Source organism: Kitasatospora purpeofusca, assembly GCF_034043715.1.
GTDB classification, from domain to species: domain Bacteria; phylum Actinomycetota; class Actinomycetes; order Streptomycetales; family Streptomycetaceae; genus Kitasatospora; species Kitasatospora purpeofusca_A.
In genome coordinates, this window is the sequence record NZ_JAXCLC010000036.1 from 1 (window position 1) to 24,897 (window position 24,897).

The 24,897-nt window shown below is 74.0% G+C and carries 19 protein-coding genes; 7 read left to right on the forward strand and 12 right to left on the reverse strand.

Features of this window, described 5'->3' with window-relative positions; translation table 11 throughout:
* Window positions 1-62: 62 nt before the first annotated feature.
* On the reverse strand, window positions 63-1,589 hold the full coding sequence (locus SM793_RS19650; RefSeq protein ID WP_320439520.1) for a carbohydrate binding domain-containing protein: 1,527 nt from the start codon (window positions 1,587-1,589) through the stop codon (window positions 63-65).
* A gap of 419 nt (window positions 1,590-2,008) precedes the next feature.
* Between SM793_RS19650 and SM793_RS19655 the strand changes: the two genes are divergently transcribed.
* Complete coding sequence (locus SM793_RS19655) at window positions 2,009-2,965, forward strand: aldo/keto reductase (RefSeq protein ID WP_320439521.1); 957 nt, start codon at window positions 2,009-2,011, stop codon at window positions 2,963-2,965.
* Between the two features lie 22 nt (window positions 2,966-2,987).
* Here the strand turns inward: SM793_RS19655 and SM793_RS19660 are convergent, their stop codons facing one another.
* The 4 genes from SM793_RS19660 to SM793_RS19675 all read right to left on the reverse strand — a co-directional run bounded on the left by SM793_RS19660 (window position 2,988) and on the right by SM793_RS19675 (window position 7,598).
* Entirely contained in the window at window positions 2,988-3,635 is a 648-nt protein-coding gene (locus SM793_RS19660) for a GNAT family N-acetyltransferase (protein WP_320439522.1), read from the reverse strand.
* 73 nt (window positions 3,636-3,708) lie between these two features.
* On the reverse strand, window positions 3,709-4,398 hold the full coding sequence (locus SM793_RS19665) for a nitroreductase family protein (protein ID WP_320439523.1): 690 nt from the start codon (window positions 4,396-4,398) through the stop codon (window positions 3,709-3,711).
* A gap of 82 nt (window positions 4,399-4,480) precedes the next feature.
* A complete protein-coding gene (locus SM793_RS19670) occupies window positions 4,481-6,118 on the reverse strand; it encodes an ABC-F family ATP-binding cassette domain-containing protein (RefSeq protein WP_320439524.1) in 1,638 nt (545 codons plus the stop codon).
* A gap of 169 nt (window positions 6,119-6,287) precedes the next feature.
* A complete protein-coding gene (locus tag SM793_RS19675; RefSeq protein WP_320439525.1) occupies window positions 6,288-7,598 on the reverse strand; it encodes a hypothetical protein in 1,311 nt (436 codons plus the stop codon).
* Window positions 7,599-8,123: 525 nt separating this feature from the next.
* Between SM793_RS19675 and SM793_RS19680 the strand changes: the two genes are divergently transcribed.
* A complete protein-coding gene (locus tag SM793_RS19680; RefSeq protein ID WP_320439526.1) occupies window positions 8,124-9,731 on the forward strand; it encodes an ABC-F family ATP-binding cassette domain-containing protein in 1,608 nt (535 codons plus the stop codon).
* A 3-nt stretch (window positions 9,732-9,734) separates the two neighbouring features.
* Here SM793_RS19680 and SM793_RS19685 read toward each other — a convergent pair whose 3' ends face one another.
* Complete coding sequence (locus SM793_RS19685; RefSeq protein WP_320439527.1) at window positions 9,735-11,333, reverse strand: S41 family peptidase; 1,599 nt, start codon at window positions 11,331-11,333, stop codon at window positions 9,735-9,737.
* 311 nt (window positions 11,334-11,644) lie between these two features.
* On the opposite strand from SM793_RS19685, the gene SM793_RS19690 reads away from it, so the two are divergent.
* On the forward strand, window positions 11,645-11,857 hold the full coding sequence (locus SM793_RS19690) for a hypothetical protein (protein WP_093865213.1): 213 nt from the start codon (window positions 11,645-11,647) through the stop codon (window positions 11,855-11,857).
* 102 nt (window positions 11,858-11,959) lie between these two features.
* Here the strand turns inward: SM793_RS19690 and SM793_RS19695 are convergent, their stop codons facing one another.
* From SM793_RS19695 to SM793_RS19710, 4 genes are all read right to left on the reverse strand, one after another.
* The gene (locus SM793_RS19695; protein WP_320439528.1) at window positions 11,960-12,637 is read right to left on the reverse strand and encodes a Pr6Pr family membrane protein; all 678 of its coding nucleotides are present in this window, start codon (window positions 12,635-12,637) and stop codon (window positions 11,960-11,962) included.
* A gap of 176 nt (window positions 12,638-12,813) precedes the next feature.
* Entirely contained in the window at window positions 12,814-13,560 is a 747-nt protein-coding gene (locus tag SM793_RS19700; protein ID WP_320439529.1) for a response regulator transcription factor, read from the reverse strand.
* Complete coding sequence (locus SM793_RS19705; protein WP_320439530.1) at window positions 13,557-14,969, reverse strand: sensor histidine kinase; 1,413 nt, start codon at window positions 14,967-14,969, stop codon at window positions 13,557-13,559. The genes SM793_RS19700 and SM793_RS19705 overlap by 4 nt, the downstream gene beginning before the upstream one ends.
* A complete protein-coding gene (locus SM793_RS19710; protein WP_320439531.1) occupies window positions 14,966-16,090 on the reverse strand; it encodes a hypothetical protein in 1,125 nt (374 codons plus the stop codon). Before SM793_RS19710 ends, SM793_RS19705 begins: the two co-directional genes overlap by 4 nt.
* Window positions 16,091-16,296: 206 nt before the next feature.
* On the opposite strand from SM793_RS19710, the gene SM793_RS19715 reads away from it, so the two are divergent.
* From SM793_RS19715 to SM793_RS19730, 4 genes are all read left to right on the forward strand, one after another.
* Complete coding sequence (locus SM793_RS19715) at window positions 16,297-17,598, forward strand: CaiB/BaiF CoA-transferase family protein (protein WP_320439532.1); 1,302 nt, start codon at window positions 16,297-16,299, stop codon at window positions 17,596-17,598.
* A 27-nt stretch (window positions 17,599-17,625) separates the two neighbouring features.
* Window positions 17,626-18,768: an acyl-CoA dehydrogenase family protein gene (locus tag SM793_RS19720; protein WP_320439533.1), complete on the forward strand. Its 1,143-nt coding sequence runs from the start codon at window positions 17,626-17,628 to the stop codon at window positions 18,766-18,768.
* Between the two features lie 85 nt (window positions 18,769-18,853).
* Window positions 18,854-20,068, forward strand: a complete 1,215-nt coding sequence (locus tag SM793_RS19725) for an acetyl-CoA C-acetyltransferase (RefSeq protein WP_320439534.1) — start codon at window positions 18,854-18,856, stop codon at window positions 20,066-20,068.
* Between the two features lie 54 nt (window positions 20,069-20,122).
* Complete coding sequence (locus SM793_RS19730; protein ID WP_320439535.1) at window positions 20,123-22,309, forward strand: 3-hydroxyacyl-CoA dehydrogenase NAD-binding domain-containing protein; 2,187 nt, start codon at window positions 20,123-20,125, stop codon at window positions 22,307-22,309.
* Between the two features lie 20 nt (window positions 22,310-22,329).
* Here the strand turns inward: SM793_RS19730 and SM793_RS19735 are convergent, their stop codons facing one another.
* Both SM793_RS19735 and SM793_RS19740 read right to left on the reverse strand, forming a co-directional pair.
* The gene (locus tag SM793_RS19735; RefSeq protein ID WP_320439536.1) at window positions 22,330-23,112 is read right to left on the reverse strand and encodes a MerR family transcriptional regulator; all 783 of its coding nucleotides are present in this window, start codon (window positions 23,110-23,112) and stop codon (window positions 22,330-22,332) included.
* 59 nt (window positions 23,113-23,171) lie between these two features.
* On the reverse strand, window positions 23,172-24,707 hold the full coding sequence (locus tag SM793_RS19740) for a hypothetical protein (RefSeq protein WP_320439537.1): 1,536 nt from the start codon (window positions 24,705-24,707) through the stop codon (window positions 23,172-23,174).
* Between the last annotated feature and the right edge of the window lie 190 nt (window positions 24,708-24,897).

The window sequence follows — 24,897 nt, forward strand, 5'->3', positions numbered from 1 at the left end:
ATACCCCCGCGCGGCCGGCCGGGGGGGTTCGGGCCGTCGGCGCGGGTGCGGGTGGGGGCCGCTCAGCCGGTGTACTGGGCGAAGATCCTGGCGAACTCGTAGGGCTGCTGCGGGATGTTGGTGCACTTGAAGAGGCCGCCGGTGCAGGCGTTGGCGTCCCGGGTGGCGTCCCAGAAGGCCAGCTCACCGAGGTGGTGCTGACGGGCGAAGGCGACCAGCTGCTGCGCGTCGGCCTGGTTGTAGACCTGGTGGTCGTCGTTCTCGCCGATCATCGGGGTGACGCCGACCGCCGACCACAGCTGGGCGTCGCTCCTGGCCGGGTACAGGGCCTTGAGCTGGCCGTAGAGGGACTGCGCGGCCTGGACGGCGGCGTCGCCGTAGTCCGCGCCGGAGCGGTAGTAGTCCATCGCCATGACGTTGACGAGGTCGACGTCCACGCCCGCGTCGCGGGCCGAGCGGACGATGGCGACGCCCTCGCTGGTGAGGCCCTCGGGGAGCACGGGCAGGGTGAAGGAGACCTTCAGTCCCGGGTTGGCCTTCTGCAGTTTGGCGAGTGCGGCGGAGCGGCGCTCGTTGGCGGCGGTGTCGGCGATCGCGGCGCCCTCGATGTCGAAGTCCACGTAGCGCAGGCTGTAGGCCTTCACGACCGCGTCGTACTCGGCGAACAGCGAGTCGACGGTGGTGCAGGCGGCGGCGAGTTCGGTGCCGCTGGCGCCGCCGAAGGAGAGCTTGACGTCGCCGCCGGCCGCGCGCAGCGCGTCGATCTGGTCCTTGGCCCAGCCGGTGCGCGGGTCGTAGGCGTTGAACCAGCTGGCCTTGCAGCCGACGGCGGTGACGAAGCCCATGGTGAAGGCCTTGAGGTTGCCGGACTCGGCCATCGCGGGCAGCGAGGGGGTGGGCCAGGCTCCCATGTCGATGTACGGGGCCACCGGGAGCGCCACGTTGGGCGCGGGGGTGGTGGGCGGCGTGGTCGTGGGCGGGGCGGTGGTCGGGGGCGTCGTGGTCGGCGGGGTGGTGGTGGGTGGCGGGGTGCTCGGGTTGCCGCCGGGGCCGGACAGGGTCACGTCGTCGGCGAGGTAGGCGCCCTGGCCGTACCAGCCGTGCAGGTAGACGTTGACGCTGGTGGTGGCCGCGCCGGTGGTGAAGGTGGCGGTCAGCTGCTGCCAGCCGCCGCCGCCGGGCGTCCAGACGGCCGGATCGGTGACGCCGCTGCCGGTCGCGCCGAGGTACACGTACTGGCCCTTGACCCAGGCGCTCAGCGTGTAGGTGGTGTTGGGCCTCACGGCGACGCTCTGGCCGCACTGCGCGGTGTCGGAACTGCCGACGGCGCCGCTCAGCGCGTAGGAGCCGCCGTGCGCGCCGGAGTTGACCACACTCCCGGTCGCGCCGGAACAGCTCCACGGCCCGAGCGAGCCGCTCTCGAACCCGGGGTTGCCGAGCAGGTTGCCGTCGGCGGCGCCGGCGTTCCCGGCGACCGTGGCCAGGCCGCCGCCGGCGAGGACGACGGCGGCGGTGAGGCCGAGCAGCTTGGTGCGGACCGCCGGGCGGCGGCGGTGCCGGACAGGGGCGTCGTGGGGCGCGCGTGGCATGGGGGTGCCTCTCGGGAACGAGGCCTGCCACCGGCCTCGCGCGGTGGGGAGGGGCGCGGGGGCGGGTGACGGCGGAGGGTGGTCCGGGTGGGGGAGGTGCGCGGTGCTGAGGACCAAGCTGGACTAGACCACCTGGGCACGTCAAGAACCTTCGGGGCATCAGAACGGCCTGTCGGTACGCCTTACGCGGACGTTAAGGTTCCGGCGAGACCCGTTCCCGCTCGCGGTGCTGCTGCGGCACTACGTCGAGCACGGCGGGACGCCCATGAGCGCCGCATCGATCCGCTGCCGGCCGGCTGCGGTGGGTCGGGCTCGGTGGTGCCGCTTGACCTGGAGTGCACTCGAAGGGGCAGGCTGGTGCCCGTTGATCCGACCGCATGTCGGCGCCACGGGGGCCGACACCAGTGAGGAGTACCGTCATGCGCAACGCCACGCTCGGCGCCGAGGGTCCCGAGGTCGGGGTCGTCGGCCTCGGCTGCATGGGGATGACCTGGGCCTACGACGTCCACAACCGGGACGACGAGACCTCGGTCCGGGTGATCCGGCAGGCGCTCGACCTCGGGGTCACGTTGATCGACACCTCCGACATCTACGGCCCGTACAGCAACGAGGAGGTGGTCGGCGCCGCCCTGGCCGGTCCCCACCGGGAGCGCGCGGTGCTCGCCACCAAGGTCGGTCTGGTGCCGGGCAACGGTGAGGAGCGGGTGCTGCGCAACGGCCGGCCCGAGCACATCCGGCGGGCGATCGACGACAGTCTGCACCGGCTCGGCACCGACCACGTCGACCTGTACCAGCTGCACCGGGTCGACCCGGAGGTGCCGATCGAGGAGTCCTGGGGCGCGCTCGCCGAGGTGGTGGCGGCCGGGAAGGCGCGCCGGATCGGGCTGTCCGAGGTGGGTGTCGAGGAGATCGAGCGGGCCCGGGCCGTCCACCCGGTGGCCTCGGTGCAGAACGAACTGTCGCTGTGGACCAGGGACTCGCTGGCCGAGGTGCTGCCGTACACCGAGGAGCACGGGATCGCGTTCCTGCCGTTCTCGCCGCTCGGCCGGGGCTTCCTGACCGGCGGCATCGCCTCCTTCGACGAACTGCCGGCCGACGACTTCCGCCGCCAGCTGCCGCGCTTCCAGCAGGACGCGCTGAAGGCGAACCTGGCGCTGGTGGAGCGGGTGAAGGAGGTCGCGGCCCGGGTCGGCGCGACGCCCGCGCAGGTGGCGCTCGCCTGGGTGGTCGCGCAGGGGCGGTACGTGCTGCCGATCCCGGGCACGAAGACGCCCAAGTACCTGGCGGAGAACGCGGCGGCGGCCGATCTGGTGCTGTCGCCGGCGGACCTCGCGGAACTGGACGCGCTGCCGGCGCCGTCGGGCGAGCGGTACTGAGGGGCCGCCACTGAGCGGGGCGCTACGGCATGGGGTGGCGCTCCAGGACCCATACCTGCTTGCGCCCCGTCTCGCCCGGGGCCCGCACCGGCGCGTCGACCTCGAGGTGGAGCCGGAAGCCGAGCCGTCGGGCGACCGCGGCGCTCGCGGTGTTCGCCGGGTCGCAGTGGATCTCGACCCGGTGGACGCCGGGCAGGGCGAACGCCGCCTCGGTGAGGGCCCGGGCGGCGGTGGTGGCGATGCCTCGGCCGAGGTGGTCGGTGGCGATCCAGTAGCCGATCTCCAGCGCGCCGGGGCCGATCCGGCGGTGCAGCCCGAACGAGCCGATCACCCGGCCGGGTTCGGCGTCCAGTCCGACCAGGTAGATGAAGTCGGTGCCGGCCTCCCAGGCGGCCACGCCGGCCTCGGTCAGCTCGGCGGTGCGGGCCGGGGTGGGCGCCACGGCGGCCCACTCCAGCCAGGGGCGGAGGTGGTCCAGGTCGGCCCGGACGGCGGCGTTGAGGGCGAGGCTCTGGACCGGGGAGCGGCGCCGCAGGGTGATCCCCGAGGCCCCGGCCGGGCGCAGCAGTTCGGGCGGCCGGCCGGGGGTGGCGGGGACAGCAGGGACAGCGCCGGGGGTGAGGCCGGGGGTGGGTACGTCCCCGCACGGCGGTGGCATGACGAGGTTCATGACAGCGATTATGTCGACGTCCTGTACTCGTCACCACCGCCCGTCGCCGCTTACCGGGCTGTCCGGGGGTGCGTCAGAGGCGGATCAGCACCTCGTCGAGTTCCTTGCGCCGCAGGTCCGGTACGCGCGCACCGTCCGCCGGATACCCGACCGGGATGACGTACGCGGCCCGTTCCTCCTGCGGCCGTTCGCACACCTCGTTGAGGAACTTCATCGGGCTCGGCGTGTGGGTGAGCGTGGCCAGCCCCGCCTGGTGCAGCGTGGCCAGCAGCAGGCCGACCGCGATGCCCACCGACTCCTTGGTGTAGTACGGGCGCGGCGAGTGCGGGCCCTTGTGCACCTCGAAGACCACGATCACGGCCGGGGCGTCCTCCAGGAAGGGCTTCTCCCAGTCGGTGCCGATCGGCGCCAGCGCGGCCAGCCACTCCTCGGAGGCCCGGTGCGCGTAGAACTCGCGCTCCTCGGCCTCGGCGGCCTCCCGCAGCCGGCGCTTGCGGTCCGGATCGGTGATCACCACGAACCGCCAGGGCTGCACGTGCGCGCCGCTCGGCGCGGTGTTGGCGGTGCGGATCGCCCACTCCACCACGCCGTCCGGAAGTGGCCGGGTCGAGTAGTCGCGGACGGTCCGGCGCTGCGCCATCACGTCGTGGAAGGACCTGCTGCGTGCCTCCGCCTCGTGGGCGGGCACGGTCATGGGGGTGAGCGGGACACTCGGGTAGGGCGTCCCCGCCACCGCGCTTTCGAGCGCTGTGCTGTCAACCATGGGCGACAGCACAGCACATGACGGCGGGCCGGGGAAGAGGTCTGGACCTTCTCCCCGGCCCGCGGTACGCACGGACTCCGGGCTACAGCTCGCCGACCCGCCCGCCGCCGACCTCGATCCGCCGGTTCACCGCCACCGTGTCCAGCATCCTCCGGTCGTGGGTGACCAGCAGCAGGGTGCCGGTGTACGAGGCCAGCGCCGACTCCAACTGCTCGATGGCCACCAGGTCCAGGTGGTTGGTGGGCTCGTCCAGCACCAGCAGGTTCACCCCGCGCGCCTGGAGCAGCGCGAGCGCCGCCCTGGTCCGCTCGCCGGGGGAGAGGGTGCCCGCGGGGCGCAGTACGTGCACCGCCTTCAGCCCGAACTTCGCCAGCAGGGTGCGGACCTCGTCCGGCGCGAGCTCCGGGACGGCGGCGGCGAACGCCTCCAGCAGGGGTTCCCCGCCGAGGAACAGCCCGCGCGCCTGGTCCACCTCGCCGACGACCACGCCGGAGCCCAGCACCGAGCTGCCGGAGTCGAGTTCGAGCCGGCCCAGCAGGGCGGCCAGCAGCGTGGACTTGCCCGTGCCGTTGGCGCCGGTGATGGCGACCCGGTCCGCCCAGTCGATCTGCAGGTCCACCGGGCCGAGCACGAAGTCGCCGCGCCGGACGGTGGCGCCGCGCAGGGTGGCGACCACCGAGCCGGAGCGCGGCGCGGCGGCGATCTCCATCCGCAGCTCCCACTCCTTGCGGGGCTCGTCGACCACGTCCAGCCGCTCGATCATCCGCTGGGTCTGCCGGGCCTTGGAAGCCTGCTTCTCGGTGGACTCGGTGCGCATCGCGCGCCCGATCTTGTCGTTGTCGCTGGACTTGCGGCGGGCGTTGCGGACGCCGTTCTCCATCCAGCCGCGCTGCATCCGGGCCCGGGCCTCCAGGCCCGCCTTGGTGTCGGCGTACTCCTCGTAGTCCTCGCGGGCGTGCCGGCGGGACGTCTCGCGCTCCTCCAGGTACGCGTCGTAGCCGCCGCCGTACAGGTTGACCTGCTGCTGGTGCAGGTCCAGCTCCAGCACCTTGGTGACGGTGCGGGCCAGGAACTCGCGGTCGTGGCTGATCACCACGGTGCCGGCGCGCAGGCCCTTGACGAAGGACTCCAGCCGCTCCAGGCCGTCCAGGTCGAGGTCGTTGGTGGGCTCGTCGAGGAGGAAGACGTCGTAGCGGGAGAGCAGTAGCGAGGCGAGGCCGGCCCGGGCGGCCTGGCCGCCCGAGAGCGCGGTCATCGGCAGGTCCAGGGAGATCTTGAGGCCGAGCGAGTCGGCGACCTCCTCGGCGCGGTCCTCCAGGTCGGCGCCGCCCAGCTCCAGCCAGCGGTCCAGGTTCTCCGCGTAGGCGTCGTCGGCACCGGGAACGCCGTCCACCAGGCCCTGGGTGGCCTCGTCCAGCGCCGCCTGCGCGGCGGACACGCCGGTGCGGCGGGCCAGGAAGTCGCGGACCGACTCGTCGGCGCGGCGCTCCGGCTCCTGCGGTAGGTGGCCGACGTTGGCGGAGGCGGGGCTGAGCCGCCGCGAACCGCCCTCCGGGGTGTCCAGGCCGGCCAGCAGGCGCAGCAGGGTCGACTTGCCGGCCCCGTTCACGCCGACCAGGCCGATCACGTCGCCGGGGGCGACGACCAGGTCCAGGCCGGAGAAGAGGGTGCGCTCGCCGTGGCCGGCGGCGAGGTCCTTGACGACGAGTGTGGCGCTCATGATGTCGTCGATTCTAGGCGGGCCGGGGAGCGGGCGGGGGCGCGGGCCGGGTGCGCGGACCGGAGATGCTGCCGAGACGCCGCCGGAGACGCCGCCGGAGAAGCCGCCGGGGGCGGCGGCACGCGGGGTGCCACCGCCCCCGGCGGGGGAGTTCAGCGGGTGACCGGGGTCACTTGCTCTTCTTGGAGAAGTACTCCAGCGCGTGCTGGGCGACGTCGTCCAGGTACGGTCCGGCCTCCCAGGTGTTGTCGGCGCCGCCGATGGAGGTGTCCGACACCAGCACCTGCTTGCCGTCCTTGGTGGTGAACCAGCCGCCGCCGCTGTCGCCGCCGCTGCCGTTGCAGCCGGTCATCAGCATGGTCGGGCGGGACGGGTCCATCGAGCGGCGGGCCGGCTTGCCGGCCTCGCAGTGCTCCAGCTCCATGCCGTCGAACGGCTTGGCGGCCGGGTAGCCGTAGGTGCTGACCGAGGCGATCTGCTCACGCGGGGCGTTGAACCAGACCGGCACCGAGCCGCCGACGACCTCCTCCAGGGACTTCGCGCTGCCGTCCGGGTTGGCGACCTTGAGGATGCCGAAGTCGTACTGGCTCCACGGGCCGCCGTTCTCCGGGTCGGCCTCGGCCGTCCACTGCGGGGAGACCATGCCCGCGACGGCGCCCCACTCGCCGTACGGCTCGGCGTCGGCGAGCGTGCCCTGCTTGCCGGCGCTCACCGCGCCGCCGCTGTTGAAGGCCGGGGCGAAGGTGATGTTGGTGTGGTACTTGCCGCCCTTGCCGCCGTGCAGGCAGTGGCTGGCGGTCCAGACGAGGTTGCTCTTCCCCGGGTTGGCGGGGTCGGAGACGACCGTGCCGGAGCAGACGTAGTCCTGCTTGCCGTCCTGGAAGAACAGCTTGCCGTTGACGTGGGCCGGCTTGGCGAACGGGTGCGGGAGGGGCTTCATCTCGACCAGCTTCGGCTGCGGGTCGTTCTGGCTGCCGCCGCCGTTGCCACCGGTGCCGCCACCGGTGCCGCCCGGCTGGGTGGGGGCGGCGCTGGTGGGCTGGGCCGCCGTCGGCTGCGCGGTGGGCTGCGCCGGCGGCTGGGTGGTCGGCTGGGCGGTGGGCTGGGCCGGCGCGGCACTGGTCGGCTGCGCGGTCGGCTGGTTGCCCGGGCCCGGCTTGTAGGGCTTGGCCTTGAGGATCTTCTGCAGGTCCCAGAAGCCCTTGACGGCCGGGGAGACGACGTTCTGCTGGGCCCACTTGTCCCAGTCGTCGAAGCTCCACTTCTTCAGCTCGTCGGCCGTCGGCAGCTTGATCGGCGGCAGACCGCCCGGCTTGTCGGTGGCGCCCGCGGTGGCCGCGGCGGTCGTTCCGCCGGTCGGGGCGGCGGCCGGGTCGGCGGCCGGGTCGTTGTCCGGGCCGCACGCGGTCGCGACGACCATCGTCAGAGCGACGACGGAGGCGCCCAGCGCGGCACGCGTCGCCCGGGATATCGATGACATGATGTTCGGTTCCCCCTGTGAATGCACGCCACGGATGTGAGTACCCGCCACGGACCGTGCGGCGACTGGCCGCAGGTGTGGCGGGAGTGGCAGGGGAGGAGTCTGCCATGTGCGGCGGACGGCTTCCGGCCGTCGGCCGTTCCGGGGCGGGGCTGTCACCGGATCGGCACGCGATCGGCACCGAAAAAACCGGTTGCACACCACCGGGGGCCTCCGTAGCGTGATCCGTGCCACCCGCCAGAACAGGAGAAGGCCGTTGCTCTACTGAGGTCCCGAGACACCGCCCCCGCCGCGCCGCAGCCCTTTCGCTGCCCTGCCGCAGCCCCAGTGCTGCCCGCGCGGTCCGTGAGTGTGCGAGTGCCCGACCTCAGTGGTGAGCCGGCCCGGCGTCCCCCGTCGCTCTGACGACCCGAGCCCCGTCCCGGCCCCCTTCCCGGTCCCGCCCGCACCCGCGGTGTCTCCCCGTGCCGTCCCACGACCACGTCCGGTGACCGGCCGCGTCCGGCAGACCCTCGGGAGGCCTCCATGGCACAACCCACCACCTCGCTCCTCTGCACCGACCTCTCCTTCGACTGGCCGGACGGCAGGCCCGTCCTCGACGGCTTCCACCTCGCCGTCGGCCCCGGCCGCACCGGGCTGATCGGGCTCAACGGGGCGGGCAAGTCCACCCTGCTCCGCCTGCTCGCGGGGGAACTCACGCCCACCTCCGGCACCGTGAAGGTGGCCGGCGAGCTCGGCCACCTCCCGCAGGGACTCACCCTGGACACCGGCCTGCGGGTCGACGAGGCGCTCGGCGTCCGGGCCGCGCGCGAGGCCCTGCACGCCGTCGAGGCCGGATCCACCGACCAGCGACACTTCGACGCGATCGGCGACGACTGGGACGTCGAGGAGCGCGCCCGCGCCCTGCTCGACCGGCTCGGCCTGCGCCGGCTCGGCCTCGACCGCACCACCGGCGAACTCTCCGGCGGCGAGGCCGTCCTACTGCGGCTGGCCGCCCTGCTGCTGCGCCGCCCCGACGTCCTGCTGCTCGACGAGCCGACCAACAACCTCGACCGGGCCGCCCGCGAGCGGCTCTACGAGACGGTGGCCGGCTGGGGCGGGGTGATGGTGATCGTCAGCCACGACCGCGAGCTGCTCCAGCACGTCGACCAGATCGCCGAACTGAGGGACGGCCAGGTCACCTGGTACGGGGGCAACTTCGCCGACTACGAGCGCACCGTCGCCGCCCAGCAGGAGACCGCCGAGCGGCTGCTGCGCCACGCCGAGGCCGATGTCCAGCGCCAGAAACGGGACTTGGTCGACGCCAGGACCAGGCTGGAGCGCAGCGCCAGCTACGGGAAGAAGCGCTCGGTCACCCGCAACGATCCGCACATCGTCGCCGGCAAGCTCAAACGCCAGGGCCAGGAGACCGCCGGCCGCCTCCAGGGCATGCACACCGAGCGACTGGAGGAGGCCAGGCGCAAGCTCACCGCGGCGGAGGAGGCCGTGCGGGACGACGCCGAGATCCGGATCGACCTGCCCCGCACCGCCGTCCCGGCCGGGCGCACCGTGCTCACCCTGGAGCGGGTGCGACTGCCGAACGGCATCACCGCGGACCTCGACCTGCGCGGACCCGAGCGGATCGCCCTGGTCGGCCGCAACGGCGCGGGCAAGACCACCCTGCTGCGCACCATCACCGGTGAGCTCGCCCCGCTCTCCGGCACCATCACCGCCCCGGTGTCGCTGCGGCACCTGCCGCAGCGGCTGGACCTGCTGGACGACAAGCTGACCGTCGCGGGCAACGTCAAGCTGTTCGCGCCGAACGCGGGGGACAACGCGATCCGGGCCCGGCTGGCCCGGTTCCTGTTCCGCGGCGGACGGGCGGACCAGCCGGCCGGCACGCTCTCCGGCGGCGAGCGGTTCCGGGCCACCCTGGCCGCGCTGCTGCTGGCCGACCCGCCGCCGCAGCTGCTGCTGCTCGACGAGCCGACCAACAACCTCGACCTGGCCAGCGTGCGCCAGCTCACCCAGGCGCTCGCCGCCTACCAGGGCGCGCTGATCGTCGCCAGCCACGACCTGCCGTTCCTGCGGGGCCTCGGGATCACCCGCTGGCTGGAGCTGGACGGCGAGTTGAGGACGGTGGATCCGATGTGACGGTCAGCGGGCGCCGGCCCCGGCGGCGGCGGTGCTGACGGCGGTGCGGGTGGCTTCGGCGGCGTCGGTAGCTTCGGTCGCGGCGGTAACTCCGGTCGCGTCGGCCGCGTCGGCCGCATCGGTCGCGTCCGTGGCTCCGGTGCTCCCGGCGGCGAGGAGTCCGCGGGCCTCGGTCAGGGCGGAGTCGCGGCCCTGGGCCAGCTCCTCCGGGGTGAACACCGGGGTGCGGACGTTCGGCGGGATGCCCGGGCCGTCGTAGGTGCTGCCGGAGCGGGTGAGGAACTTCTCGTTCGGCAGGACGGCCACGAAGTCGGCCGAGACGGGCTTGAACATGGTGTCGGAGAACACGCCCTGGGTGTTCTCGCCGATCCGGACGGGCGCCGGCCGCCGCTCCGCCATCGCCTGGGTGAAGGTCTCGCCCGCGCTGACGGTCGAGCCCGCGGTCAGCAGGGCGACCGGTCCGGTGTACCGGGTCGTGCCGGCGGCGGGGCGGACCACGCTCGGCTGGGGCCGGGTGAACCGGGCCGGGTCGGCCGGGTCGTTGCGGGCCACCTTGCGGTAGGCGAGGAAGGGCCGGTCGGTGAGCCGGGAGGCGATCCGCAGCCCCAACTCGTCCGAACCGCCACCGTTCAGCCGCAGGTCGACCACCACGCCGTTCAGCCGCTCGGGGTGTGCCAGCAGGAGGTCCAGTGCCTTGTCCAGCTCGGCGGCGTGCTCCTGGTAGGGGCCGTCCTCGACATAGCCGTCGAAGGCGCTGACCCGCAGGTAGCCGATGCCGCCCGGGAGTTCGCCGACCCCGAGCAGGCCCCGGCCGAAGAGCTGCTCGGGGCCGAGGAGCTGGGCGGCGACCGCCCGGGCCGCCTGCTCCCGGACTTCGTCGGTGGGCTCCGCGGTGCCCGGGCGCAGCCCGGCGAAGACGCCGTCGTACCCGCCGCCGGGGCGCTTGCGGCCCAGCGCGGTGTGCCCGTCGCCGAGCGGTTCCAGCAGGCCCACGAGGATCTTCTGCAGGTCGTCGGGGCTGGTCCGCGGGGTGATGCCGGCTCGCGCCTGCGCGCCCTTCGCACGCCAGTCGACGCCCTTGGCGGCGAAGAAGGGGTAGTTCTCGTCGAAGGTCGCCCAGAACCGGTCGAAGGCCGCGAGCGCGTCCTGCGGGGCGGGCTGCCGGCACTGGGCCGGGAGGCCGCCGGGCAGCCGGGTGAGGTCCCTGGCGGAGGCGGCGCCGTCCTCCTTGTACACGGCCCGGTCGTGTCCCCGGGGCGTGAGCGAGAACGAGGCGTACGCCTTGCCGGACTGGCCGTACCGGACGGTGCCGTCGCGTCCGGGCGCACCGACCTGCGCGCCGGAGTAGAAGCCCGGGGTGCAGCTGATCCGGGTCACGTCGTAGGTGGTGAAGGCCGTCCCGTGGATCTCGACGACGGTGCCGTACCCGTCCGTCCGCCAGACGCCCTCCAGCCGGTTGACGCCCGGCCGCCGTGCGTCGCCGTCCCCGTCCGGCGCGGCGCCGACGGCGCCCGCCGTGCCGATGGTCCCCGCCGTGACCGCGAGCGCGAGCGCCGCGACCCCGGCCGCCCTGGCCGCGCCGCTCGCCCTGGCCGCCCCCACGGCCCTCGGAGCCCCTGCAGCCGCCGCCGTCCCCGCCGCTCCGGCCGTCGGCCTCCGTCGCCCGATCCCCATGTCGTCCCCTGCCGTTCCCGGTCCCGGGCTTCCCCCACGGAACCTCTCCGCCGCCCCAGGGCCGACGGTACGGGCCCGACCGGTTCCGGCACGTCAGCCTGCCGACCGGTCCCCACCTGGACCCCGGAGGTACGCTCCGGACCACCCGGCTCCGACCTGCGGACCAGACGCTCCCCGGAGTGCTCTCAGGGTTGTCGGCCCAGTGCCCAACTCCTGTGGGCTCCAGTACCATCGGCGCCATGCCAGCACTCAGCATCGAGTACACGGAGCACGAACTCGCCGCCATCCGCGAGGCCGCCGCGGCCGACGGAAAGAGTGTCAAGGCGTATGTGCACGATCTGAGTGTGCGGGAGCAGCAGCGCCGGGTGTTCGTCTCCCACGCGGTGGCGTTCTGGAACGAGCACCGCGAGGAGTTCGACCGGGCGTTCCCGGAGGACGCGCCCGCCGCCTGAGCGGCGCCGTCACGGGAGCGGCGGGCGGTCGTGTTCGCGGCGGCCGACCGGTTCCTGGCTGGCGGATCCGGGACCGGCCCGGATCCGACGCCGGACCGGCCGTCAGACCCCGGCCGGGGTGGTGTCGGCCGGGGCCGTGCCGTCGCGCCCCAGCCGGGCGCGGACCAGGGTGCCCAGCCGGTCGAGGCCGACCACGACGGCGGCCAGGGCGACGAACTCGACCGTCAGCAGGGCGATCTGGCCCCAGACGTAGCCGTACCCCTTCGTGGTCGGGTCGAAGAAGAAGTACGGGTACGGCAGCGGGTAGTTGGAGAACAGCGCGTTGCGGACCAGTACGAGCGCCGCGTAGCCGAGCGGGAAGGCCAGCCAGAGCGGGATGTCCCGCCAGGAGGAGGCGTTGCGGGGCCGGAACACCAGCCAGTCGACGATCACCAGCACCGGGGTGACGTAGTGCACGAAGAACGACGACCAGTGCTGGAGCTTGTCCGGCCCGTCGAACAGGCCGGGCAGCGGGTTGGCGCCGTGCTCCAGCAGGATGTGCGAGACCAGCCCGGTGATCAGGATGTACAGGGTGGCGGCGCCGCGCAGCCGGGGCGCGGGGGCGTCGGTGGTCCCGCGCTTCAGCATCCAGTGGACGGCGCCGATGAAGTAGCCGAGCACGATCACATTGCTCTGGATGGTGAAGTACACCAGCGGCGCGGTCTGGAGGCTCAGGCCGAGGCCCGTCGAGAGCACGATGCCGGCGCGCCACCAGAGCGCCGGGCTGGTCCGGACTGACATGCGGCCACCAGTTCTTTTCGGGCGATACCGGAGGTATCGGACGTCGAAGGGGAAGATCGCACTCTACCGGGGGGTCGGGAGATCAGGGAAAAACGTTTCCTCCACCTGCCGGATTCCCTGTGGATGCCCCTGAGACATTCGGCCGACACCTCGACGGGTGGCCGCGGGCGCCGGACTCAGCCCGGCAGGACGAAGCCCGACTCGTAGGCCGCGATGACCGCCTGGGTGCGGTCCCGCGCGCCCAGTTTGGCGAGCACGCTGCCTACATGCGTCTTGATCGTCTCCTGGCTGAGTGCGAGCTTCGCGGCGATCTCCCCGTTGCTCAGCCCCGCCGCCACCAGTCGCAGCACCTGGCCCTCACGCTCGGTCAGCCGCTCGATCGGCGTACGGCTCCGGCCCGCGGCCGAACCCCGACCGGGCGCCGGACGGGCGTCCCGGGCGGACGCCGCCCCGTACCGGAGGGCCAGCTCGCGGACGGCCGCCGGGAACAGCAGCGAGTCGCCGCGCGCGATCAGCCGCACCGCCTGCACCATCTCCTCCGCCCGCGCCCGCTTCAGCAGGAAGCCGGCCGCCCCCGCCCGCAGCGCGTCGTACACGTGGTCGTCGTGCTCGAAGGTGGTGACCACCAGGATCCGGGGCGGCTCGGCCATCCCGCCGATCAGCTGCTCGGTGGCCCGGATGCCGTCGATCCCGGGCATCCGGACGTCCATCAGCACCACGTCCGGACGCAGTTCGCGCACCAGCGGCACCACCTCGGCGCCGTCGGCCGCCTCGCCGACCACGGTGAGGTCCGGTTCGGCGTCGATGACCACCCGCAGGCCCGTCCGCACCAGCCGCTCGTCGTCGGCGATCACCACCCGCACCGGGCCGGTGCCGCCCGTCGCCGCCCGCTCGACCCCTGCCGCGTCCCTCGAACCGTTCACCACTGCTCTCCTCCCGTTCCCACCGGCAGCCGGACGGCCAGCCGCCACATCGTTCCGTCCTCCGTCGGCCCGGCCTCGCAGCGGCCGTGCAGCGCCGCCGCCCGTTCGCCGATCCCGCGCAGTCCGCGTCCGCCGCCGGGGCGGCCGGGCCGGAGCCGGTCGAGCGGATTGGTCAGCTCGATCCGTACCCACTCCTCGGCCAGGGAGACCCGCAGCCGGGCGGGTGCGGGCCCGGCGTGCCGCAATACATTGGTGAGCCCCTCCTGCACGATCCGGTACGCCTCGCGGGAGAACCCGGGCGGCAGCCGGTCCAGGCCCGGCGCCAGTTCGGCGTCCACCGTCACCCCGGTCCTGGTGAGTTGCCGCAGCAGGTCGCCCAGTCCGGCGAGGGTCGGCCCGGCCGTCGCGGCATCGCCGCGCTCCTCCTCGCGGAGCAGGCCCAGCACCGCGTCCAGTTCGGCGACGGCGCCCCGCGCGGTCTCCTCGATGGCGGCCAGCGCCTCCGCCGCGAACTCCGGGTCGGTGCGCAGTACCCGGGCGGCGGCCGAGGCCTGGATGCCGACGGCGCTCAGCGCGTGGCCGACCGAGTCGTGCAGTTCGCGGGCCAGCCGGTTGCGCTGGGCCAGTACGGTGGCGCGCCGTTCGGCGGCGGCCAGGCGCTCGTCCGGGGTCGGGCCGAGCAGGACGGGTGCCCAGCGGGCCAGCAGGCCGCCGAGACCGGCGCTGGTGCCGACGATCAGCGCGAGCAGGGCGAGGCCCAGCACCGGGCCGGGGAGCAGGCCCAGCAGGCCGCGGTCCGCCCAGAACCGCGCCAACTCCTCGAAGACGGTAGGCCGGAGGATCAGCATCACCGCGAACGGCGTGCCGGTCAGCGTCATCCCGCTGACGATCCCGCCGAACGCCAGGTGCAGGACGAACCAGCCGGCCGTGCGCCGCCGGGCCGCCCAGGACCGGGCCGGTCCGGTGACCACCTCGCCCGCCCGGGCGGGCGCGCAGAGCGCCAGGGCGGCCGCCCCCTCCAGGGCCCGTACGGTCGGTACCAGCGCGGTGGCGGCGGCCATCGGGAGCGAGGTGGCGAGCGCGGCGAAGTAGAGCAGGACCTGGAGCAGGGGCCCCTTCTGCGGGTCGAGCGAGCCCAGCAGGACCGTCGACAGCAGCCAGTACGGCATCAGCAGCGCGCCGCCGAGCACCAGGTGCACCCACCGCAGCCGGGCCTGCCGCCCGAACAGGGCGGCCACCGCGCGGCGGACGGGGCCCGTGTCCAGACCCTTCTCCGCGCCCGCGCCCGCGCCCGCGCCCGCGCCCGCGCCTGTGTCCGTGCCCGCGCCTGTGCCCGTGCCCGCGCCTGTGTCCGCGCCTGTGCCCGTGCCCGCGTCCGTGTGCCGGTCGGCCCCCGCCCCCGTGATCATTGCGCAGACTCTACGTCAGCGGCCCGGCCGGACCGCGGGACCGCCGGGGCCCACGCGGTGTCCGGGACGGCGCGGGCCGCGGACCGCTCGGCCAGGGCGATCGCGCCCACCGCCAGCACCAGCAGCCCGGTCACCACCTGCGCGGCCTCCACCAGGGTCATCAGGCCCGGTACCGCCCGCCGGGCGTCGGGGGCCGCCGTGAACGTCCCGAACGCCACCAACTGCCAGGACCCCCAGCCGAACAGCGACCCGGCCGCCGTCCATACCAGGGCCAGCGGTCCGCGCAGCCGCCATCCCGGACGGCCCCGGAACACCAGCAGCAGCAGCGTCGCGCCGGCGGCCACCGCCATCAGGGCCGTCACCCCGTCCATCACCGCCACGCCCCGGCCGTGGTACTCCTGCCACTCCAGCGGCAGCCCGGTCGTCCCCCCGCAGGCCCAGTACCCCCGGGCCGCCGCGACCCCGGCGGCGAGCGGAGCGGCGACGCACGCGAAGGCCCGCTGGGTGGTGAGGGTGGGGGAGCGGGGCAGGTCGCGGATCCGGTCGTGGCGCAGCAGCCCGGCCCAGCGTTCCCGCGCGTACAGCAGGAAGCCGGTGATCAGCGCGATTCCCTGGACGGCGAACCCGCCGTACACCACCGGGAACACCCAGCCGCTCGGCCCGTCGTCGGTGCCGGGCGGCGCCTGGTCCGGGCCGAGCAGCACGGTGGAGAGCAGGAACAGCGGCAGGGCGACCAGGATGGTCCCGAGCAGTCCGGTCGCGACCCACATGGGGAAGGCCACCAGGCCGGCCGGCGCCCGGCGGCCCCACGGTCGGACGAAGGAGAGGGCGAGCAGGACGGCGACGGCATCCATGCCGAAGGTCAGCAGGTTGACGAGCCACAGGTCGTCCATGGCGTCGGCGTCGCCGGCCCCGACCGGGTGGCCGGTGAGCCAGAGCAGCTTGAGACCGAGGTAGGGCACGGTCGCCGCGACGGCCGTCGCGGCCGCCACGGTCCGGGCCCGGCCGACCGGTGCGGCGGGGCGAGGCGCGGGGTCCGGTACGCCGTTCGGGGCCGGAGCGGGCGCCCCGGCGGTCGTCGGGGCCGGGGCCGGTGCGCGGGGCGGGAGCATCGAGGTCATGGGCCCCACGGTCCCGCGGGCCGGGCGGCCCGCGCGTCCTCCGGGGACCGGATCCGCCTCCCCCGCCGGGGGGACCCGGAACGGCCGTGGCCGTTCCGGCGGAGGAGGGCCGAAGGTCTTGTTACCGGCGAGTCGCTTACCTATCATCGCGAGTGTTACAGCTTTACTGTCAGACTTCGTCGATCCTCGGAGGGGCCGTGGCGCCCGTGGGTGACAGCGGTGTGCGCGGCGGTGGCGCGGGCGGGCCGCTGGCCGGGGTCCGGGTGGTCGAACTCGCCGGGATCGGGCCCGGACCGTTCGCCGCGATGCTGCTGGGCGACCTCGGCGCCGACGTGGTCCGGGTGGACCGCCCCGAGTCCTCCCCGCTCGGCATCGAGCCGACGTACGACATCGCCAACCGCAACAAGCGTTCGGTGGTCGTCGACCTCAAGGCCCCCGACGGGCCGGGCCGGGTGCTCGACCTGGTCGCCCGCGCCGACCTGCTGATCGAGGGGTACCGGCCGGGGGTCGCCGAGCGGCTCGGGGTCGGGCCGGAAGCCTGCCTGGCCCGCAATCCGGCGCTGGTCTACGGGCGGATGACCGGCTGGGGGCAGCACGGGCCGCTGGCCGCCCGGGCCGGGCACGACATCGGGTACACGGCGGTGGCCGGCGTCCTCGGCCTCGTCGCCCCGACGGCCGCCGCCGTTCCAGCCGCCGTCTCCCCGGCCGCTGCCGCCCCAGCCGTCTCCCCGGCCGCCGCCCCGAGTGGCCCCGACGGGCCGCCCGCCCTCCCCGCCAACCTGCTCGGCGACTACGCAGGCGGCTCGCTCTACCTGGTCGTCGGCCTGCTCGCGGCGCTCCACCACTCCCGCGCCACCGGTGCCGGCCAGGTGGTGGACGCGGCCATCGTCGACGGCGCCGCCCACCTCACCGCCGTCCTCCAGGGCCTGCTGGCCGGCGGCCGGTGGCAGGACCGGCGCGGCGTCAACCTGCTCGACGGCGGCGCGCCGTTCTACGCCGTCTACCCGGCCGCCGACGGCGGCCACCTCGCGGTCGGCGCGCTGGAGCCGCAGTTCTACGCCGAGTTCGCCCGGCTGCTCGGGCTCGGCCCGGACGCGCCCGGACAGTGGGACACCGCCCGCTGGCCCGAGCTGCGGGCCTGGATCGCCGCGCGCTTCGCCACCCGTACCCGGGCCGCCTGGGAGGCCGTCTTCGCCGGGTCGGACGCCTGCGTGGAACCGGTGCTGACCATGCGGCAGGCGCACGCGCACGAGCACCTGGCGAGCCGGGGGACCTATGTCGAGGTGGACGGCGTCACCCAGCCGGCCCCGGCGCCGAGGTTCTCCGCCACCCCCGGCGCGCTGCGCCGCCCGCCGGCCCGGCCGGGCGCCGACGCCGCCGAGGTCGCCCGCGACTGGGGCGTGCCCTCGCTCGCTTCCGAGTCGGCCGAGTCGGCCGAACCGACCGAGCCGACCGTTCCGTCCGGGCCAGCCGGCCCCGCGCCCGCCCCCGCATCGCCGACCGCCTGAACCAGCCACCCTCCCAAGGAGTTTGCCGTGCAACGCGACCTCTTCACCGACGAGCACGAGGACTTCCGCGGCACCGTCCGAGCGTTCCTCGCCAAGGAGGTGCTGCCGCACTACGACCGCTGGGAGAAGGCAGGCATCGTGGACCGCGATGCCTGGCTGGCGGCCGGCCGGCAGGGGCTGCTCGGCCTCGCCGTCGCCGAGGAGTACGGCGGCGGGGGGAACACCGACTTCCGCTACGCCGCGGTGCTGGCCGAGGAGTTCGCCCGGGCCGGGGCGTCCGGACTGGCGATCGGGCTGCACAACGACATCATCGGCCCGTACCTCACCTCGCTCGCCACCGAGGAGCAGCGGCGCCGCTGGCTGCCCGGATTCTGCTCCGGCGAACTCGTCACGGCCATCGCGATGACCGAGCCCGGGACCGGCTCCGACCTCCAGGGCATCCGCACCAGGGCCGAGGACCGGGGGGACCACTTCCTCCTCAACGGTGCCAAGACCTTCATCTCCAACGGCATCCTCGCGGACCTGGTGATCGTGGCCGCCCGCACCACCGCCGAGGGCGGCGCCCACGGGCTCGGCCTGCTGGTCGTCGAACGGGGCATGCCCGGCTTCGAGCGCGGCCGCAACCTCGACAAGATCGGCCAGAAGGCCCAGGACACCGCCGAGTTGTTCTTCGAGGACGTCCGCGTCCCGAAGGAGAACCTGCTCGGCGAGCCCGACCAGGGCTTCCTGTACCTGATGCGCAACCTCGCCCAGGAGCGGCTCACCATCGCCGCCGCCGCGATCGCCGGCGCGGAGTACCTGGTCGAGATCACCACCGAGTACGTCAAGGGGCGCGAGGCGTTCGGCCGGCCGCTGGCGAAGCTCCAGCACGTCCGCTTCGAGATCGCCGAACTGGCCACCGAGTGCGCCGTCACCCGCGCCTTCGTGGACCGCTGCATCACCGAGCACAACCGCTACGCGCTCACTCCGGCCGACGCCTCGATGGCCAAGTGGTGGGCCACCGAACTGCAGAAGCGGACCGCCGACCGCTGCCTCCAACTCCACGGCGGCTACGGTTACATGACCGAGTACCCGGTGGCCAGGGCGTTCACCGACGGTCGCATCCAGACCATCTACGGCGGCACCACCGAGATCATGAAGGAGATCGTGGGCCGCTCCATCCTCGGCTGAACCCCGGCCCGTCCGGCCCCCTGCCCCCTGCCCCCTGCCCCCCAGCTCACAGCACCCTGCACCCCGCCCCGAAAGGCAGCCCACCGTGACCACCGAAGCGTACGTCTACGACGCGATCCGCACCCCGCGCGGCCGGGGCAAGGCCACCGGCTCGCTGCACGGCACCAAGCCGATCGACCTCGTCGTCGGCCTGATCCACGAGATCCGCCGCCGCTTCCCCGGGCTGGACCCGGCGGCGATCGACGACATCGTGCTCGGCGTGGTCAGCCCCGTCGGCGACCAGGGCTCCGACATCGCCCGGATCGCCGCCGTCGCGGCCGGCCTGCCCGACACGGTGGCCGGCGTCCAGGAGAACCGCTTCTGCGCCTCCGGCCTGGAGGCCGTCAACATGGCCGCCGCCAAGGTCCGTTCCGGCTGGGAGGACCTCGTCCTGGCCGGCGGCGTCGAGTCGATGTCCCGGGTGAAGATGGCCTCGGACGGCGGCGCCTGGTTCGCCGACCCGATGACGGCCTACGAGACCAACTTCGCCCCGCAGGGCATCGGCGCCGATCTGATCGCCACCATCGAGGGCTTCTCCCGTACCGACGTCGACGCCTTCGCCGCCGAGTCCCAGGCCCGCGCCGCCAAGGCCCAGGCCGACGGCCTGTTCGACCGGTCGGTGGTCCCGGTCCGCGACCGCAACGGCCTGGTCGTCCTGGACCGGGACGAGTTCATCCGCCCCGGCACCACCGTCGAGACCCTGTCCGCGCTCAAGCCCTCGTTCGCCGCGATCGGCGAGGCCGGCGGGTTCGACGCCGTCGCCCTCCAGAAGTACCACTGGGTGGAGGCCATCGACCACGTCCACCACGCCGGCAACTCCTCCGGCATCGTGGACGGCGCTGCCCTGGTCGCGATCGGCAGCCGCGAGATCGGCGAGCGCTACGGGCTGCGGCCGCGCGCCCGGATCGTCTCCGCCGCCGTCTCCGGTTCGGAGCCGACCATCATGCTCACCGGCCCCGCCCCCGCCACCCGCAAGGCGCTCGCCAAGGCCGGACTGACCGCCGCCGACATCGACCTGGTCGAGATCAACGAGGCCTTCGCCGCCGTCGCGCTGCGCTTCGTCCGGGAGATGGGCTTCTCCGCCGAGCAGGTGAACGTCAACGGCGGCGCGATCGCCCTCGGCCACCCGCTGGGCGCCACCGGCGCGATGCTCATCGGCACCCTGATCGACGAACTGGAGCGGCGCGACCTCCGCTACGGCCTGGCCACCCTCTGCGTGGGCGGCGGCATGGGCATCGCCACCGTCATCGAGCGCGTCTGACCCGCGCCCCAGAGACCTCCTCCCCTTCCGGCCCCTTCAGGAGACCAGAACCCCATGAGCGACACCGGCGACACCACCACCATTCGCTGGGAGCAGGCCGAGGACGGCGTGGTCACCCTCGTCCTCGACGACCCCACCCAGTCCGTCAACACCATGAACGAGGCGTTCACCGCCGACTTCGAGACCGTCGTCGCCCGGCTGGCCGGCCTCGGCGCCGCCGGCGGGCTGCGCGGTGTGGTGATCACCTCCGCCAAGAAGACCTTCTTCGCCGGCGGCGACCTGAAAATGCTCTCCGCCGCCCGCCCGGAGGACGCCGCCGCCGTCTTCGAGAAGTCGATGCGGATCAAGCGCGCCCTGCGCACCCTGGAGACGCTCGGACTGCCGGTCGTCGCCGCGATCAACGGCAGCGCGCTCGGCGGCGGCCTGGAGCTGGCCCTCGCCTGCCACCACCGGATCGCCCTGGACACCCCGGCCTGTCGGATCGGCCTGCCCGAGGTCACCCTCGGTCTGCTCCCCGGCGGCGGCGGGATCGTCCGCACGGTGCGGCTGTTCGGCATCACCGACGCCCTGCTCAAGTTCCTGCTGGAGGGCCGCCAGTACCGCCCGGCGCAGGCCCTCCAGCACGGCCTGGTCCACGAACTGGTCGCCGCGCCGGAGGAGTTGGCCGACCGGGCGCGGGCCTGGATCGCGGCGAACCCGGCCCCCGTCCAGCCCTGGGACGTCAAGGGCTACAAGATCCCCGGTGGCACCCCGAGCACTCCGGCCTTCGCCGCCAACCTGCCCGCCTTCCCCGCCAACCTGCGCAAGCAGCTGGCCGGCGCCCCCTACCCGGCGCCGCGCAATGTGCTCGCCGCGGCGGTGGAGAGCGCCCAGGTGGACGTCGACACGGCGATGGCGATCGAGGCCCGCTACTTCACCGAGCTGGCCTGCGGGCAGACCAGCAAGAACATGATCCAGGCCCTCTTCTTCGACCTCCAGGCGGTCAACTCCGGTGCCGGGCGGCCCGCGTCGGTGGCGAAGCGGACGGTCCGCAGGGTCGCCGTGCTCGGCGCCGGGATGATGGGCGCCGGCATCGCCCACACCTGTGCCGAGGCCGGTATCGAGGTGCTGCTCAAGGACGTCACCGTGGAGGCCGCCGAGCAGGGGAAGGCGTACTCCGAGGGCCTGCTGGCGAAGGCGGTGGCCCGGGGCAGGCGCACCGAGGAGCAGCGCGACGAGGTGCTCGCCCGGATCACCCCCACCGCCGACGCCGCCGACCTGGCCGGCTGCGACGCGGTGATCGAGGCGGTCTTCGAGAACCCGGAGCTCAAGCACAAGGTGTTCCAGGAGATCGAGGGGATCGTCGCCCCCGACGCGCTGCTCTGCTCCAACACCTCCACCCTGCCGATCGGCCTGCTCGCCGAGGGCGTGCAGCGCACCGCCGACTTCATCGGGCTGCACTTCTTCTCGCCGGTCGACAGGATGCGGCTGGTGGAGATCATCCGCGGGCCGCAGACCGGGGACGAGGCGCTGGCCCGCGCCTTCGACCTGGTCCGGCAGATCGGCCGGACCCCGATCGTGGTCAACGACTCGCGCGGCTTCTTCACTTCGCGGGTGATCGGCCAGTTCATCAACGAGGGCGTCGCCATGATCGGCGAGGGCGTCGAGCCGGCCAGTGTCGAGCAGGCCGCCGCCCAGGCCGGCTACCCGGCGAAGGTGCTCTCGCTGCTCGACGAGCTGACCCTCACCCTGCCGCGCCGGATCCGCGACGAGTACCGGCGCGCCGTGGAGGCGGCCGGTGGCGAGTGGACCGCCCACCCGGCGGACGCGGTGGTGGACCGGATGGTGGACGAGTTCGGCCGGCCCGGCCGCAGCGGGGGCGCAGGCTTCTACGACTACGACGAGAACGGCGCCAGGGGCCGGCTCTGGCCGGGCCTGCGTGAGCACTTCACCCGCGCGGCCGTGGACATCCCGTTCGAGGACCTCAAGGAGCGGATGCTCTTCAGCGAGGCACTGGACTCCGTCCGCTGCCTGGAGGAGGGCGTGCTCACCTCCGTCGCGGACGCCAACGTCGGCTCGATCCTGGGTATCGGCTTCCCGGCCTGGACCGGCGGCGTGCTCCAGTACGTCAACGGCTACCCGGGCGGCCCGGCCGGCTTCGCGGAGCGTGCCCGCGAGCTCGCCGCCGCGTACGGGGAGCGGTTCGCACCGCCCGCGCTGCTGGAGCGGATCGCCGCCGAGGGGCGCACCTTCACCGACTGACCGCCGCCCGGGCGGGGCGGCTACGGCGCTGCCCCGCCCGGGCCCTCGCCCGCGTCCTCGTCCGGGTCCCCTTCCGCCTCCTCGCCCAGTTCCTCGCGCAGGGACTTCTGGAACGCGGTCACCAGCGCCTGCGCCACCATCGGCTGGATGTGGTCGGTGAGCGCCTTCATCCGCTCCACGTCGTCCGGCTCCGGCTCGCTCTCCCGGAACGGCCGCCACACCGTCTCCCGGAACAGCCGCTGCAACTCCCGCGCCGTGGCCCGGCTGTGCTCCACCACCACGGCGCGCGCCGCCAGCAGCGTCTCCAGCGGGATCGGCACGTCCAGGATGCGCACTCCCAGCGGCAGCAGCCCCGGGTCCACCCGGAACACCTCCGGGTCCGCCGTGCGCTCCAGCGCCCCCATCGCCGCGAGCCGGTCCAACTGCTCCTCCGACAGCCGCCGCCCGGCCCGCCGCTCCAGCTGCCCCCGCTCGGCCTCCTCCGGTGCCTCCGGCGTCCACGAGGCCACCAGCGCCCGGTGGATCGCCAGGTCCAGCGGGGTGGAGTCCTGCGGCAGCCGCGCCAGGTACCGCTCGATCGCGGCCAGCGTCAGCCCCTGCCGCTGCAACTCCTCGATCAGCCCCAGCCGGTCCAGGTGCTCGGCCCCGTACCACCCCACCCGCCGGGCCCCGAGCACCGGCGGCGGCAGCAGCCCCTTCGTCCCGTAGAACCGCACCGTCCGTACCGTCACCCCCGCCCGCGCCGCCAACTCGTCCACCGTCAGCCGCACCTCCACCCCCGCCTCCCGTTCCTCGACTCCCACGCCACCACCACTGTGACACCACGAGTGTGACACCACTGTCCCACCCGGTCCACGTCCGCTCAGCCCACCGGACAGCTCGGATCGCTGGACTTGACGATCTGCCAGTGCTCCCGCTTCACGACGACCGAGCTGTGATCGGCCAAGTCCCAGAGCCTGATCCAGTCCGCCGAGGACGGGAACGCGAGGTACGGGTGATCGGGGCTGACGGCGCTGCCCTGGAACGGTGGCGCGGTGGAGCCCGCGGCCGGGCGCACACAGACGCGCTGCGGTGCGATGCCGAAGTACTGGCCGGGTTGGCCGCCGGCCTCGGCCCGGTTGGCCGCGGCGGCGGCGGCCTCGGTCGCCGGGGTGAGGACCTGCACCCAGAACACCGCGACGGTGGCCATGAGGGCGACGCAGAGCAGGCCGCCCCAGAGCGGGATTCCCTCGGCGCCGCGGATGGCGTGGAAGTGCCGGGCGTAGCCCAGGAGCGCGAGCGCGACGAGCGGGCCCACGACGATCACCATCCCCTTGGTGTCGGCGATGAGCTGCCAGCTGACGGGGATGAACACCTCCTCGCGGCTGGCGTCGAAATAGTCGAGGTAGTAGGTGTGCAGGGAGAATCCCGGGACCGGCAGGACGGGGAGCGCGAGCGGGAGGAGCGCCGGGACGAGCCAGGCGACCGTCGCCTTCCGCGACAGATTGCGGAACAGCAGGCGCAGGCCGTTCCCGGCCAGGAGCGCGGCGCACAGGGCGACCGTGAGTACCGCCGCGCCCTGTCGCGAAGGCGCCGCGAAGGGCAGGACCAGTCCGGCCCCGGTCGTGGCCAGGCCGGCCGCCCAGCCGACGGCCGCGGCCGGCAACGGCCGGGTGCGTTCGGGACGGGTGCCGTACTGGGCCATGAGCAGGCCCGCCGGGGCGCCGAGCAGCAGGGCGAGGAGGAGGGCGGCGATCCCTGTGGCGAGGGGACGGAGTTGGGCCGCGTTGAGGCAGGTCCCGAGGATCAGCAGGACGACGGCCGCCGTGAGGGCGATCGGCAGGCCGATCCGCTCCGGTACGACGTGCTGCCGGCGTCGGCTCGGCTGCTCGGCCCGGAAGGTCGGGGCGAGCAGCCGCGGGAGGGCGTTGTGCGGGGGAGCGTCGGTCTCCGTCAGGGAGCGGACGGTCGCCAGCTCGGCCGCCCGGCGGACGCCCGGTCCGGCGGGCAGGAAGACCTCCCGGCCGGTGTCGAGGAGGCCGCTCTGCAGCAGCGAGCGGCGGAGCCAGTCCGGCCGCACGGTCGGGGAGAGCGGAAGGTGGGCGAGCCACCGGGTGCGGGGCGGATCGGAGGCGACGACCGGCTCCAGGACCATGAGGTCCACCGACACCGGGGTCTGGCGGCGGGTGCGCTCCAGCACGGTCTTGACGACTTGGGCCGCGCCCCAGCGGGAGCCGCCGACCCCGGCCTCGACGATCCAGGTCTCGGGCGCGTTCCCGGTGTCCGGCCCGGACGGGGCGGAAACGATCCAGCCGCGCGCGGCGAGGAGGTCCTTCAGCCGGCTTCGGCCGCCCGGTGATCCGCTCACCTCGATCTCCAGGCGGAACCAGTAGTCGTAGCCCGGATCGTTCCCCGTCATGACATCCCCCCCTGTCGCGCCGAAATCCTTCGGGCGCTGCTTCGGGACGGAGTCTAGGGAGCCCCGGGATCGAAAAGCCAGCGATTTATGAATTCAAAAAATGGCCCGAGATTATTTATTGCATGGTATTTGAATATGCTTCGGCGCGCGCCCGTGGGGGTGGGCGCGCGCCGGGGTCGAACAGGGTGGA